Source organism: Methanococcus aeolicus Nankai-3 (assembly GCF_000017185.1).
GTDB lineage: Archaea > AGJL01 > Methanococci > Methanococcales > Methanococcaceae > Methanofervidicoccus > Methanofervidicoccus aeolicus.
On the sequence record NC_009635.1, the window covers coordinates 239456 to 254039 of the forward strand.

Annotated in this window: 11 protein-coding genes and 1 pseudogene; 5 read left to right on the forward strand and 7 right to left on the reverse strand. The window is 29.1% G+C overall.

Annotation, left to right across the window (positions count from 1 at the left end):
- Positions 1 to 19 precede the first annotated feature (19 nt).
- Both MAEO_RS01100 and cobK read left to right on the forward strand, forming a co-directional pair.
- Entirely contained in the window at positions 20 to 1288 is a 1269-nt protein-coding gene (locus MAEO_RS01100) for a class III signal peptide-containing protein (protein WP_011972943.1), read from the forward strand.
- Positions 1289 to 1347: 59 nt separating this feature from the next.
- Positions 1348 to 2112: a precorrin-6A reductase gene (cobK, locus tag MAEO_RS01105; protein ID WP_011972944.1), complete on the forward strand. Its 765-nt coding sequence runs from the start codon at positions 1348 to 1350 to the stop codon at positions 2110 to 2112.
- 5 nt (positions 2113 to 2117) lie between these two features.
- Here cobK and MAEO_RS01110 read toward each other — a convergent pair whose 3' ends face one another.
- Complete coding sequence (locus tag MAEO_RS01110; protein ID WP_011972945.1) at positions 2118 to 2699, reverse strand: TIGR00288 family NYN domain-containing protein; 582 nt, start codon at positions 2697 to 2699, stop codon at positions 2118 to 2120.
- 178 nt (positions 2700 to 2877) lie between these two features.
- Positions 2878 to 3687, reverse strand: coding sequence for a 5'/3'-nucleotidase SurE (gene surE / locus MAEO_RS01115; protein WP_048062347.1), 810 nt, complete (start codon positions 3685 to 3687; stop codon positions 2878 to 2880).
- A 187-nt stretch (positions 3688 to 3874) separates the two neighbouring features.
- Between surE and MAEO_RS01120 the strand changes: the two genes are divergently transcribed.
- The 3 genes and pseudogenes from MAEO_RS01120 to MAEO_RS01130 all read left to right on the forward strand — a co-directional run.
- Positions 3875 to 4663: a DUF7839 domain-containing protein gene (locus MAEO_RS01120; RefSeq protein ID WP_011972947.1), complete on the forward strand. Its 789-nt coding sequence runs from the start codon at positions 3875 to 3877 to the stop codon at positions 4661 to 4663.
- A 132-nt stretch (positions 4664 to 4795) separates the two neighbouring features.
- Positions 4796 to 5701, forward strand: a complete 906-nt coding sequence (gene fhcD, locus MAEO_RS01125; RefSeq protein ID WP_011972948.1) for a formylmethanofuran--tetrahydromethanopterin N-formyltransferase — start codon at positions 4796 to 4798, stop codon at positions 5699 to 5701.
- 272 nt (positions 5702 to 5973) lie between these two features.
- A pseudogene (locus tag MAEO_RS01130) lies at positions 5974 to 6648 on the forward strand (hypothetical protein); the annotation flags it as partial.
- A gap of 219 nt (positions 6649 to 6867) precedes the next feature.
- Here the strand turns inward: MAEO_RS01130 and MAEO_RS01135 are convergent.
- The 5 genes from MAEO_RS01135 to MAEO_RS01155 form a co-directional block, all read right to left on the reverse strand.
- Entirely contained in the window at positions 6868 to 7635 is a 768-nt protein-coding gene (locus MAEO_RS01135) for a proteasome assembly chaperone family protein (RefSeq protein WP_011972950.1), read from the reverse strand.
- Between the two features lie 292 nt (positions 7636 to 7927).
- Positions 7928 to 9208, reverse strand: coding sequence for a tRNA-guanine transglycosylase DpdA (gene dpdA / locus MAEO_RS01140; RefSeq protein WP_011972951.1), 1281 nt, complete (start codon positions 9206 to 9208; stop codon positions 7928 to 7930).
- Positions 9209 to 9349: 141 nt separating this feature from the next.
- Positions 9350 to 10996, reverse strand: coding sequence for a GmrSD restriction endonuclease domain-containing protein (locus MAEO_RS01145; RefSeq protein ID WP_011972952.1), 1647 nt, complete (start codon positions 10994 to 10996; stop codon positions 9350 to 9352).
- Positions 10997 to 11315: 319 nt separating this feature from the next.
- Positions 11316 to 12236, reverse strand: coding sequence for a PD-(D/E)XK nuclease family protein (locus MAEO_RS01150; RefSeq protein ID WP_011972953.1), 921 nt, complete (start codon positions 12234 to 12236; stop codon positions 11316 to 11318).
- Positions 12237 to 12253: 17 nt separating this feature from the next.
- Positions 12254 to 14509, reverse strand: coding sequence for a UvrD-helicase domain-containing protein (locus MAEO_RS01155; protein WP_011972954.1), 2256 nt, complete (start codon positions 14507 to 14509; stop codon positions 12254 to 12256).
- Positions 14510 to 14584 lie beyond the last annotated feature (75 nt).

Here is a 14584-nt window from a genome sequence, read left to right on the forward strand (position 1 = left end):
ATATTATGGGTGATTATTTATGAAAAATATGATCAGTAAAAAGGCACAACTTTCTCTTGAAATGGCATTGTTAATGTTGGCAGTAGTTGCCAGTGGGGCTGTTATAGGATATTTTATGATGGACGATACGCTTTTTGAGGGGGATAGTTTAGGCCAAAGTCGCGAATTGTCTTCCCAGGGGTTTATTGGTAATAAAATAATCAATAATAATCCGCAGATAAGTTATGAAGATATAAATACAACAACGGATACAGAAGATGACGATAAAGATGATGACGAAGATACAGTAGTACTTCCAGATTTATTGCCTACAAGCATAATTATTAAATATACAAATGGAACCGGAATAGCTCATGGTTGGAGAGAACTGGTTCAAAACAATGGCAATGAACATCAATTAACAGATCAATTTGGACATCAAGAAGGAAATTGCGATAATAATTCAAATATATATATAACAGTAGATATAAAAGACATAAATATGGTAAATATCACGGACCTTTTTTATGTTGCATTATATGATAATGATGAAAAGGTTGACACAGCCGTTGCATCAAAAATAGGTAAAAATGAATGGAAAGTAGTGTTTAATTATACGATAACTACATCAAACGGTAGCAAAAACCAGAACCAACATCAAAATAATGGACAACACCAGTACCAAAATCATGGAGATAAAAGTGATCCAATATACGATCATACACTTAAAGCATTGGTGGATTGTGGCGGAGTAATAAATGAATCAAATGAAGATAATAATGAGATAACCGCAAATATAAGTATAACAAAATCCCAAGGACCTCATGAAAATGACAATGAGATAATTACATCATATGATATTTCATTGGGTATGAATATCAACCCAACAAACAGTGAAAAAAATAATGCACTTGAAATCTATGATATTGATGGGCATACATATAATTTATATAAATCAGGAAATAAAAAAGGATTAATTAACGAAAATAACCATAAAATATATATTGATTCAGGTAACTCAAAATCTGGAAATGCTACAAAAATAATATTTAGAGCAAAAGGAAGTAACACCGATTTCAAAATTAACGGAATTACATATGATGTGCCAAGTAATTTCAAAAAATATACAATTATTGCAAATAACATATACGACCCTATTGAATACACAATAAGTCATGATAAGAATGGTGCAGGTGGTTTTTATATTTCCCTAACCTCCACAAATGCAACAGTATATATTACAAAAGGAAATGATGACACATATATTATTAGGATAAACGATGGCAAAATAGATGAGCATAAAGAGTAATCCTATAATTAATATATATTTTATCTTTTTTAACCTATTTTTTTTATTTTGGTGAAATTATGAATATTTTATTGATGGGGGGGACAAGCGACGCAAATAAAATAGCAAAAAAATTAAAGGAATTAGAAAAAAAAGATTTAAAAATAAATATAATTACTACGACAACTACAAATTATGGTAGTGAATTGGCAAAAAAATATTCAGATAAAGCAATTTCAAGGCAATCTACACAAGAAACACTAAAAGAAATAATTATAAATAATGACATATTACTATTAATCGATGCCACCCATCCATTTGCTACAAATATTAGTAAAAAGGCAATTAATTTGTCAAAAGAATTAAATTTAAAATATATCCGATATGAAAGACCTCAAAAGATATTTAAAAATGCTATTTATGTAAATGATTTTAATGAAGCATCCCATAAAGCCATAGAAATAATGGGCGATAAAAATAAAAATATAATGTATTTAGCAGGAATAAAAAACCTAAAAACAGTATCTGACATAATCGGAAAAGATAGGCTAATAGCGAGAGTGCTCCCTGTGTCAGTAAATGAAGCATTAAGCATATTGCCCTCAAAAAATATAATAGGTATGCAGGGAATATTTTCAAAAGAATTAAATAAAAACATAATAAATGACTACAATTGCGGAATAATTATAACAAAAGATAGTGGAGATGAAGGGGGACTTACTGAAAAAATAGAAGGAGCTCTTGAAGCAAATGCTATCCCCATAATTATACAACGACCAAAAATAAATTATCCACTGAAATTTAACAATATTAATGATTTAATTGAATATTTTAACAATATTTAACAATATTATTTTTTAAACCAATTTATTTTTGATTTTCTGGATTTATCTTTTTTTGCTTCAAATTCTTCTTCCTTTCTTCTTTTTTCATCCTCAAGTTTTTGCTTATCAAATTCAAAATCATCCTCTATTTTTATTACATAATCTGCTATATTTTGAATTGCTGTGCTAAATCCTGGTTCTGCCCCTATGATTATTATATTTTTACCATGTTCTTTTGCCTTTCTTATTGCAGGTAAAAAATCCGCATCTCGTGTCATATATATAATTGTGTCTATTGTATCATTGAATATTAATTCTGTTCCATCTACGGCCATCTCAACATCGACATCACCTGCTGAAACCTTTGGTTCATATCCTTGATTGGCAATAGCCTCAATTAATTTATCGGAAGCATACTGGTTTAAATAAACTCTCCCGACTACAACACTACCAAACTCATCCAACACCTCTCTTATTTTATCCAAATCTATGTTAAATTCTTTTCTAAGCATATTGGGTCCATCTATTAAAAGTGCCATTCTATTGTTTCTTTTTTTATTGTCTTGTTTTATATAAAATTTTTTTAAATTAGATAATTTTTCCCACATTTTATCGCCATATTAATATTAATCAAAAATGCCATAAATATTTATTATACATTGAAATAAAAGATTAATAAAATATTGTTATGAAAATCAATATATATAATATGTTCAAAAAGTCTGTTATTTAAGTATCCAAAATATAGGAGCTCCTGCACACATTATAAAGAATATATATGAAAAACTATATAATATTTGGTATTTTTTTGTATTTTATTTTAAATTCCTCTAAATTTTTTACCGTTGTATCCAGAGTTAATGGAGTCAATGAAATATTTCCCTTTATTCTAATTGTATATACATCGGTTTCTTCATCTCGGTCTATTACGGGAGCTCCCCCAATCCAATAGTAACTTCTATTTCTTGGGTCGGTTCTTTCCTCCACATGGGCAGAATACATTTTTTTCGCCAATTTAGTAATATTAATTGGGGTATCCTCCTGTACATTTTCAGGAAAATTTAAGTTAATTACATCACAGTCAAATCCATTGTATAAATATTCTTTAACAATTTTTGCTGTGATTTTTGCAGGAATTTCAAAATTTGCAGAAGATTCTCCTTCTTTAAATTTTAAATGGTCTTCTGTAATTTGCAGTGAACAGGCAATTGATTTTGCCCCATGGTGGGCCCCTTCAAATGCGGCCCCCAATGTTCCCGAGGTTGTTATTTCAGTCCCCAAATTTTCCCCGATATTTATGCCAGATATTACTATATCGGGAACCTTTTTTAAAATTTCATAGATTCCTAATATCACGCAGTCCGTAGGGGTTCCAGATACGGCATAACTCAAACTTCCATCGGATAGTTTAGTTTTGGTAATTCTAAGGGGCTCAAATAAACTAATCGCCCTACCAACTCCGCTTTGCTGATTTGTAGGGGCAACTATGGTAATATTTATATTTTCATCGCCCATTTCATTTAATATCTTCTGTTTTAATTCTACTAGTCCATTTGAATAAATTCCATCATCATTTACAAGAAGAATATCTATAATATTATCACCTCAATAATAAATATAATTTCCATACATAAATAAAGCAAATTATAAATATAAATTGAATACATATATATGGCATAATAAACATATCTTTAATTAGTGGGTATTTTAATTATTTTATTATATATTATTATACCTAGTTACTATTATTAATATTACTATTATTCATTTATTGGTGATTAGTGTGAAAAAAAGAAATATTACGGAATTTCAAATATTGTCCGAAATTGTAAGAAAACAACCACACATAAAACAGAAAGAAATTGCAGATGTATTGGGCATAACGGTTCAAGGTGTATCAGAGCATATTAGAAATTTGCTAAAAAAAGGATTAATAACATCGAGAGGGCGTGGAGAGTATGTTCTCACAGCGGACGGAATGAAGGCATTAAAAGTATGGATTTCAGATTTTAAAAGTTATTTAAACCATGTAAATCAAGATATATATAGGTATAAAGATGTCTGGCCCGCAATTGCTAACGAGGATTTAAAAGAAGGGGATGAAGTTTATCTATATATGAATAAAGGGCATTTATATGCATCAAAAGAAGTTAAGTCGAAATCCACCGCAAAAGTTAGTGAAGGGGGATATGCGGGAGAAGATATAGCAATAGAAAATATAAATGGAATAATTGAAATAAAAAAAGGAAAAGTTATAATATTAAAGATACCTCCAAAAGTTAAAGGAGGTTCTAAAAATGTAGATTATGAAGTTATACAAAACATATTAGATGCCAATAGGGACTCAGTTGTTGCTACTATGGGGACTATCTCCCATGTTGTATCTAAAAAATTAAATATTAAGCCAGAAATAAGATTTGCAGTATTGGAGGGGATAGTGGGGGCATGCGATAGAGGTTGTGATGTAGTATGTCTAATTACAGGTAAAATGACTGAAAAAGTGGTAAAAACATTGGATAAACATAAAATAAGTTATTCTGTAATTGACTGCGCAAAAGATGTCGATAATTAAAATTGAATATCAAAAAATCAAATGATAAATTATTAATATGAGTATTATAAATTATTAATAGAAGTATAAAATACCAATATAGCATATTAAATGAAAAATAAATTAATAAAATAAAAATTAGGAGGCAAAATTATGGAAATAAACGGAGTATTTATTGAAGATACATTTGCAGAAGCATTTCCTATATGGGTTTCAAGAGTATTGATAACAGCAGCAACAGAAAAATTAGCTAAAATAGCGGCAACAGAAGCAACAGGATTTGGATGTTCAGTTATTATGTGTCCAGCAGAAGCAGGAATTGAAAAATATGTTCCAGCAACAGAAACACCAGACGGAAGACCAGGATATATTATTGAAATTTGCCACCCTAAAAAATCAGCATTAGAACACCAATTATTAGAAAGATTAGGACAATGTGTATTGACAGCACCTACAACAGCAGTATTTGATGCTATGGGAGAAGATGCAACAGAACATTTGAAAGTAGGATTTAAGTTAAAATTCTTTGGAGATGGGTACGAAACAAAAGAAAAATTAAATGATAAAGTGATGTACTCTGTTCCAATTATGGGAGGAGATTTTAAAATTGAAAGTAAATTAGGAATTAAAAAAGGAGTAGCAGGAGGAAACTTCTTTATTATGGCAGACAGCAACTCCTCAGCATTAGTAGCAGCAGAAGCGGCAATTGATGCTATAAACGGAGTAGAAAAAACAATAACCCCATTCCCTGGTGGAATTGTAGCATCAGGAAGTAAAGTAGGATATACAAATCCAAAATACAGCTTTATGGCAGCTACAACAAACCAAAAAATGTGCCCAACATTAAAAGACAGTGTTGAAGATTCAGAAATTCCAGCCGATGTAAATGGAGTTTATGAAATTGTTATTGATGGTGTAGATGAGGAAGCAGTTAAAGAAGCTACAAAAGTAGGAATTTTGGCAGCTACAAAAATTGAAGGAGTTAAAAAAATCACAGCAGGAAACTATGGCGGTAAATTAGGACCTCACCAAATAAAATTATGTGAATTATTTGAATAATTAATTTAAATATATATCCTATTTCTTACAATATTTTATTTTCATTATTTTTTAGATTAATTTTATAATCGATTAAAAAAAGCCTGTCTTTCAAAGTTCATATAATTATATTTTAGAATATTGGCCAAAGTAGAGAACTGTCTTATTTATCTTGTTTGCCTAATGTGGCATTAGTGCAAAGCCCATCAATTGACCACATATAATTTGGATACCCATTTATGATTTATAAAATATATATAATTTAAATTTAATTTACAAGAAAAGGTGTTTATTTGAAACCAAAATATGCCTTAAAAAAAGATACTTATGCAGAATTTACACTAAATAAGTCCTTTAATACATATAAAGGAAAAATTATAAAATGTGATTTTAATGGGTTGCTCGAAGGAGCCCTAATGTTAAATAAAAAAAATCATTATTATTTTTATCCATTAAATGCCCTACATATGATTAAACCAGAACAATGTGTTCCGTTAAATATTCTTCCAAAAACTTCATTACCTACAAACCCAAAGGATATCAACACCAAAGAAGCCCTTTCAAGAATTGTGGGAAGGACTTTAAAAATAGGATATAACAACCCAAAAACAACATATTTGGGGCGGTTATTGGGTTTTACAAGAGGTATTTTTTCATGGTCTATTGTGTTAGAGATACATGGCGAAGTTATAATATTATTAAATCCAGATTATATTACATATTATGGCACAACATGGCGAATTCCAAAAAATAAATCTATGCCATATTTATCTCCGGTATTGCTAAATTTAACGAAAACCACAAATTATTTAAAAAAATGTCTTTTGGACGAAGTAGAACTTGAATTAAATCATCCTCGAATCAATATTGAAAACACTGTTTTTGTTTATCCTCATGGTATTGTATCGCGAGATAATGAATTAAAAAATCAGGTCGTAAAATATCTTAAAGAACAGGGGCTTGTATTTAAAAATCCTCGCGGAAAAACCAGATATAATAAAATCAAAACAAATAAAACAAATAAAACAAATAATTGCAAAGATAAGAATAATAATACTAATAATACTAATAATACTAATAATACTAATAACAATAATAATAGTAAAAACAATAATCCAATTATTAACAATTCCAATAATAAAATTAATAAATATTTGATATAAAATATATTTATTATAGGGATAAAATTATCCGATATATCTTAAATCATCCGCACTTGGCGGTCTTGGCTGTTGATGTGTGGATTCTTCTTCAAATTTCTTAATTTTTTCTAAGAATTTTTCCATTTCTTTTGCTCTTTCTTCTAATTCTTTTACATCTATTTCAAATCCAATGATTTTAGATAATAATTCTAATACCTGTCTTGCAGATTTTGGGTCTACCAAATATCCGGGGGTTTCCCCCATAAGACAGACTGCATCAAGCCCATTTAATTTTGAGAATGTCAGCATCAAACCAGCCGCACCAATAATTCCGCCACCATCTTGCCTATATTCAGCCCCCAACTCTTTTATTTTATCGGACAATTCTTTTGAGGTGGAAGCTACAAACACTTTTGGGAGCTCCTCATTTAAAGTTCCTGTTCCAAATCCTCCTATTGTGTAGGTCATTGTAGCTCCATATTCTACTCCAATTTCAACTATTTTTTGGGACAGTTGATATTGTCCAGCAGGAGAAAGTGCCTGAGTATTTCCTACCACTACAATCATTGGCATAGGTTCTTTTACTGCATAAAATTCGATATTCATAGAACTTACTGTCCCATCTGGATTTACCAAAACTTGGGGCGGAAAGTCGTCACAATACAATTCCATAAATTTCTCGCCCTTGAATTCATGAATAATATGTTCGGCTGTTATCAATCCAACATGCCCAATCCCGGGCAGTCCTTCTATCAATATAGCATCTTTTAAAGGTTCTATATCCATTATTTTTTTAGTTGTAATTTTTACCATATTACTCCCTTTTATTATTTTTAATAAATAATATTCTATATAGTGTGGGTCATATTTACTGTTCTTTAAATACCAACATACAATTTTATGACAAATATATCTATCCATATATAAATGAAACTTTAAAATTTAATTAAGTGTAGATATTTAACCTACTCTAAATAATATTCTATACTTATTTAGATTTTCTGTTATTATGTTAATTATTGTTTTATTGTTTTATTAATTTTATTTATATTGATAAATATCTATTTATTTTATTTATATATTACTTATAGGTATATAGTCAATCTTATATTAACTCTTTATTCATCATTTTTCTAAGTGCCCAAATATTATGAAATCCCCTTCTTTTATTTCTATTGGTGCCCCTAAATATCACAACTTGAATTCCTATCGTTTTACATATCGGGCATTGGCATTTTTCCCAAGGTTTATCATTTAATAATTTATAATATTTTTCTTTAAGACGGGGGTCTTTGGAGTTCCGAACAAATATGTTATCATATTCCATAATTATATCAATGGTTTGATTTATGGGGAGCTCCCCTTTTTCATATTTTAACAGGGCCTCCAATGATTTCTTCTCCATCTTTTTTATTTTTTCAATAGGATATTTTGATTTATCCACAACTTTTTTAATCATATTTTTATTTGTAGATTGTGGTATTCTTATTGCAGGATAGCCAATATTTTCATCGGTTATGTAGTTTTTACTGGATTTTAACCATGCCTTTCTAAAATAAGATGCACTATCCATGCTACTAACTCCTAAGTCGTGGAATTTTTTAAAAGCTCCAACTCTGGCAATTCCAAAAAGATGTAATTTTACGCCTGTGCCTATTATAATTGGTTGTATTTCTTTTAATATTTCAATTATAAAATCTGTTTTATAATTTATGAGAGCTCCCAAAGCTATATAATTATATCCCATATCAATAAGTGATTTAACGGAGCTCCCATATGTTTCCACACTATAACCTTGTGCCGTTCCAATGGGGATATAATTATATCCTTTTTTATGGTGCAATTTTAAAAACTTTTCGGCATTTTCCAAGGTAAAAGCTATCCTACTATCCTTATCTTTTTGAGTAAGTGAGACTCTTTTTTTCTTTTCATTTTCATCTTTTATTATTATATTGTCTACTACTAAATGGTCGGGAGCTACACCATAGTCAAAATTTAATTTATCATATAATTTTGAAATATTTTCAACGGAATAAAATTCTGGGGGCTCTTTTTCATTTACATAACCAAAAGCACCGCAATCTCCCATTACCTCTAAATCTGAGTTTTTAGGGATTTTTAAATAGTTTTTTATATCGGTATGATTTCGTATTTTATAAATTTCTTTATTATTATCATTATTATTTAATGAAATTTTATTTTGAAATACTGCCAAACTAAATAAAATACCGTCATATGGAACTTCTTTAAACAAATTGTGGGCATAAGCTCCATTATTGTATAAATCTTTTTTATGCCCTTCTGAAAATTCATCTGTTATAAAATTAAAATTGGGGTCTAATCTATCCTCCCAATCGGGCAAAAAATATTTTAATTTATTATTCATAGTAAATACCACAAGTATATTGTATATTAATTTAATTACAATTATTGTCAGAAAATTTAATTTTCTCTTATATCAAAACGAAGAGTGGATTTCATTTCAAGTTTTTCATTCTCTCCGCTTAAAATTAATTCTTTAATTTCATCATGTTTTTTTATCTTCTCTATGTTTTAGTTCAATTCTACTTTTTAACTCGGTGAAAATAGCATTTGCTCTCTTCTCTAAAAATACAGGGTAATCATCATTCATAATTCCAAAATCATCTAAATCATTTATAAGGTGTGATTTTAATGAATTTGGCAAATCATCATTTTTATCTAAAAAACCTTGAATATAAACTGATGGTGCATTAGCACCAATCTTTCTTTTATTTAAATCCGCTCCAACTAGAGCAATATTTACAAGGCTATTTTCGTTATCAATATTATTTTTCTTTAAATATGCTTTCGGGAAAAAATGATGATAATTTTTACTATTCGCAACTTTTAACCATGAGTTATCTAAAATAACTTTCCCATTATCTTGAAAATCTTTTGGCTCGTGGTATGCCAATAAACATAAAATAGCCTTACAATAACTACTTCCCGCACTGAAATTTGTTTCGATTAAATCTTTTGGAGAACTTAAATGAACTTTTACCTCATCGTAGTTTGGTCTATTCCCTTTTAAAATTTCATCAATTCTTTTAATATCTTGAGCCAGTTTAGATTCTGTTGAACTTGAATACCTAAATGATAGCGATATTCTCCAAAAGAATTCTTCTAAATATTTTTGTTGTTCTCCTTGTGGCCTTTCTTTCTGGAAATAAAAGAAGTATGCAAAAGGAACTAATAACGAGTCATAAGGTAAAAATGCAGAAACAGGAATACGATAAACTGAACGGAAATAATCAATACTTTCTTTTAGTGCTGAAATTACATCATCCCAAATATCAATAATTTTCTGTCTGTCCAGTTGTAAAATTACGTTTCTTTTACATTCTTTGTTTTTACTTAAAATAAGTCCAAGAATACTAAGAATTACGGAACTTGAAATTGTATCATATTTACTTTGGGATAATTCTTCCAATAATGTTTTGAATCTGTCTTCCATATCAAACTTTTGTTTTTCGTCATAAGTTTTTGCGGACATAATTTCAAAAAGAGTAAGAGTCTGTCCGCCCGTATTAATTCTTGTAAACACTTCTACTGCAGAATCAATACCCTCTTTACGAAGAACAATAGTTGAAAAGTCATAGGTTGAAAAAGTTTGAGAATATTGATGTATTTTCTTGAAATGATCATCGGAGTATTTTTCTTTTATTTTAAGTAAATTATCATTAAAATTTAATACTTCGTTAAGTGTTATAAAGGATGTTTCTTCAGGTTCTTCTGAAATGACAATTTGATTATCATTATCTTCGATGTCCCCATCTAAATTTACATAAATTTCTCCGTAATCAGTAATTTTCTTTTCTCCTTCTTTTTGAATTTTAGCGCCCAAGAAAGCAGCATAAAGAGAAGTAATTCTTTGTTGCCCATCTAAAACATATTGAATTTTAGTGTCGTCGTCAGGAACAGGTGGAAGTTCAAGATTACCAATGTTTTTGATATTATTTAATCTTTCGTTTGTTTCCCACAAAATAAAAGTACCTATTGGATAACCTTTCAAAATACTATCCAATAATTTTGCAGTTCTATCCAAACTCCAAACAAAATTTCTTTGAAATTTAGGGACTTTAATTTGCCCGTTTTGAATTTCTGATATTAAATCAGTGTATTTCTTTGAATCTGGTTTTGGTTGCTTGCCCATAGTATTCCTCATTTAATATTAAAAGTTATATTTAGCATATAAGTTTTGTTCTTTTTTTAATTTATAAATCATCGTTTTCGGAATGGAGTGGAGAAAACACAATATTATCCCCTCTTTTGTTTTAGGAAAAATCAAATTTTCAAATTTTCCAGTCCTTATTTTAAAAATCTCTCTGCAAATTATTAAATTGTTAAAAAAATGATTGCACATAACGGTTAGGAGATGTGTGAAGTTTACGACCGTAGGGAGCAAATTTGAGCGTAGCCGAAGGCAAAGCTATTAATTTTATTTTATATTTTTATTATATAGTAATTTAAATTTATAAAGGTTTCAATGGATACTTTTTTTTACAGACAGGACAGCCCCACCGTAAATCACAAATACTACATGTTTCTTTATCTGCTGGTTTGTCTATGTTCCAATTTCCTAATTCTTTACATTTTTCAATTTCTTTAACTGTGTTTGAGAAATTTTCCATAGCTTCCTTTATTTTTTTAATATTTTTTTCATCTTTAAAATCAATAATATATTTTGGTTTTGGTGATTTTATTCTATTGAGCTCATTTACAAAATATAAAATACATTTTGAAGGATACCTTCCTGTCTGTTGTTTAAGGAGCTCCCCATAAATAAGCATTTGATATTCATATTTTTTAAGTTTATCTTCATCTTTTGATGGAAATAGCATTCCTTTATAATCCCAAATTTCGAATTCTCCGTCCTCATTTTTTGCGATTACATCCATTACACCATATAACAAATAATCTCCCATATCTGCCTGTAATCTTACCTCCGTATCAATAATTTTAGGATAAAGGTGTTTTCCCTCAATTTTATTAAATTTTTTTAGGAGCTCCTTTACTTGGGATATTAATTTATTATTTTCTTTACTTATTGGAATTATGCCCCTTGATTTTAATGTTTCGTTTGCTTTATTGAGGAGCTCCTCAACATCTGCTTCTGTTGGTAGCGGGTCTTTTTCAGTCAATCCCCCTTTTATAAGTTTTATATTGTGTAAGTATCTTCTATGAAGCATACTTAAAACTTGGTGAATTAAATCACCATGCCATGCCTGAGTTTTTTGGGTGCTGGAAAATCCTTTTACAGTATTAAATCCATACTGTCTTTTGCATAGTTGATATGATAGTATATCTGCTGTAATACTGTATCTTTGCTTTATTTTTTCCTTTTCTTCCTTTTTCTTTATTTTTAAGGATTTATAGGAATTTAATTCCATCATATTAATTCCCCATTTTTTTAATTAATTTTATTTATATTATTCTTAAAATACGAAGTATTTTTAATATATATTTTTAAATTATTTGGGTGTTCTTTTATAAATCCATATAATTTATGGTTATTTTTTTTGTCTATTATATCAGATGTCCATAAATGTATAAGCCCATATTGAGCCCGAGAGTATGCCACATAATGAAATCTAATAATATCTTGAAATGTTTTTTTTCGTGGTATTGTGGATATTCTCTTAAAATCCGTAAATTCTGCAAATTCTCGTTCTAATATTGCCCCGTCATTTGCTTTATTCTGCCATTTTTGGAGATATACAAACACAAACGGAAATTCTAAACCTTTTGCCTGATGCACCGTCATTATAGGAACTTTTCCTTCTGGAATAGTTATTTCCTCGTCCTCAATATCGTCAATACCCCCTAAAAAGTGCCCCACCAATGAGCCGTAAAATTCTATTAACCATTTTACATCAACTTTACCTTTGGTGTGCCCATCAATTGAAATACTTCCTTTGCTTATTAAATTTTCCGTGGGTATTGTAGAATAGCTATTAAATAAATTTGTTAATTTTGCCAACCTATAACTTTTTTCCTCGTCATTTAGCCATTCCGTAAATGGATAACAGGCATATATTTTATAAAGTATATTTTCAATGGAAGAATTAATAAAACTGCCCTCTTCCATAGTTTTTAGTTTTTCTACACTACTATCCACATATTTTTTCAATTCTGGATATTTATTTTTATTGTTTTGATATTCCTCATACCATTTTACAACTTCGTTGCTAATAGGTTGAGACCTTAAATTATTTTCTAAAACGCTTATGTCGGTATCAACAATAGATATAAACGCCCCCAACGCCAATTTTATTTCCTCTTGATTTAAAAAATTCTTTGACCGTGGATTATATATGTCAATTCCATTATTCAATAATTTTTGTCTAATATGCCCAATAAATGAATCATTGCCATTATAATCAATTTCCCTTGTGCTTTTTATTAATATTACGCATTGGGAGTAATCCTCAATAATATCATTGTCTTTAAAATATTTTATAGTATTTGCAACCTCTTCGGCTAATTTCTCATCGTCTTCTTTTTCAATATAATTTAAAGCTAAATAATTGTCAATTGTTTCTTTATCCATTTCTTTTTTTGCCACTAATTGCGGTTTATCCTTTACTCTGGCTCGTTCCATTTCCACATCTTTTGTATATTTATATGAATTTATGTAGTCATCATAATATTTTACAATATCTGGGTGGGAACGATAATTTGATTTTAAAAATATTTTATTAATTTTATCTATGGGAATATTGAATTTTTCTACACAGGTTTTATCAAAATTTACCATACATTCTACTGTTCCGCCCCTAAACCTATACATAGCTTGGTCATCATCGCCAACAACACATAAATTATTATTTTCAATTTGTTTTGCCATTTTGAAATATATTTCCTCTTGAATTGGATTTGTATCTTGGTATTCATCTACCATAATATGTTTTATTGGTGGATTATATCCCGAGCCACTTAAAAACAATTCGCCGTCTTCTGAGTTTAGAAAATCTATAAATTTTAATTGAATTGTTGAAAATGTGCACAATTTAAATCCTTCTAATTTTTCCAAATATTTTTCGCATTCCTCGGCTAATTTTTTATGGTATATTTTGCCATTTTTCAATTTATCAATATTAACTTTATCTTCGATAATTCTATTAAATAAAGTGATGGTTGCACTGGTTAGCCGAGCTTTGTTTTTATAATCAATTATCTGACAGCATAAATCTTTATCATATCTACCTACTAAACATCTAAATTTAGTCCATATCTCTTTATATCTAGCTCCATATTTTGCAATGGGACAGTAATTATATACAAATATATAATTTTCAATTTCATTTATTAGTTTGTAATTTTCGTAGTCTGTATATTTGTATTCCTTCATTATGTCATTGCATAAACTATGAAGTGTGCCAACTCTTAAACTGTGTATTTCTATGGAGCTCCCTTTTAATTCTGGATATAAATCATATAATTTAGTTGAATATTTTATAATTCTATCAAATAGATTTTGTGATGCCTTTTTTGTAAATGTGGTCAAGATTATTGATTTAGGATTAACTCCATCTACAAATATTAGTTTTAGCGTTCTAACTACCAGAACTTCTGTTTTACCAGAGCCCGGACCTGCTACTACCCACAGTGGATTATCTTTGTGATTTACACTATTTTTTTGCTCCTCATTAAATTTATATCCCAATATTGATTCAATACATTCCCAAAATTCATTTAATGATATTGTGATAATTATCCCCTCATTTTGTTCTTGTTTCGT

Bases quoted from the DNA above. Each gene is read 5' to 3' on its own strand.
- MAEO_RS01100 (WP_011972943.1), top strand. From the start codon at position 20: ATGAAAAATATGATCAGTAAAAAGGCACAACTTTCTCTTGAAATGGCA.
- MAEO_RS01135 (WP_011972950.1), bottom strand. From the start codon at position 7,635: ATGGTAAAAATTACAACTAAAAAAATAATGGATATAGAACCTTTAAAA.
- MAEO_RS01150 (WP_011972953.1), bottom strand. From the start codon at position 12,236: ATGATGGAATTAAATTCCTATAAATCCTTAAAAATAAAGAAAAAGGAA.
- MAEO_RS01145 (WP_011972952.1), bottom strand. From the start codon at position 10,996: ATGGGCAAGCAACCAAAACCAGATTCAAAGAAATACACTGATTTAATA.
- MAEO_RS01110 (WP_011972945.1), bottom strand. From the start codon at position 2,699: ATGTGGGAAAAATTATCTAATTTAAAAAAATTTTATATAAAACAAGAC.
- cobK (WP_011972944.1), top strand. From the start codon at position 1,348: ATGAATATTTTATTGATGGGGGGGACAAGCGACGCAAATAAAATAGCA.
- dpdA (WP_011972951.1), bottom strand. From the start codon at position 9,208: ATGAATAATAAATTAAAATATTTTTTGCCCGATTGGGAGGATAGATTA.
- fhcD (WP_011972948.1), top strand. From the start codon at position 4,796: ATGGAAATAAACGGAGTATTTATTGAAGATACATTTGCAGAAGCATTT.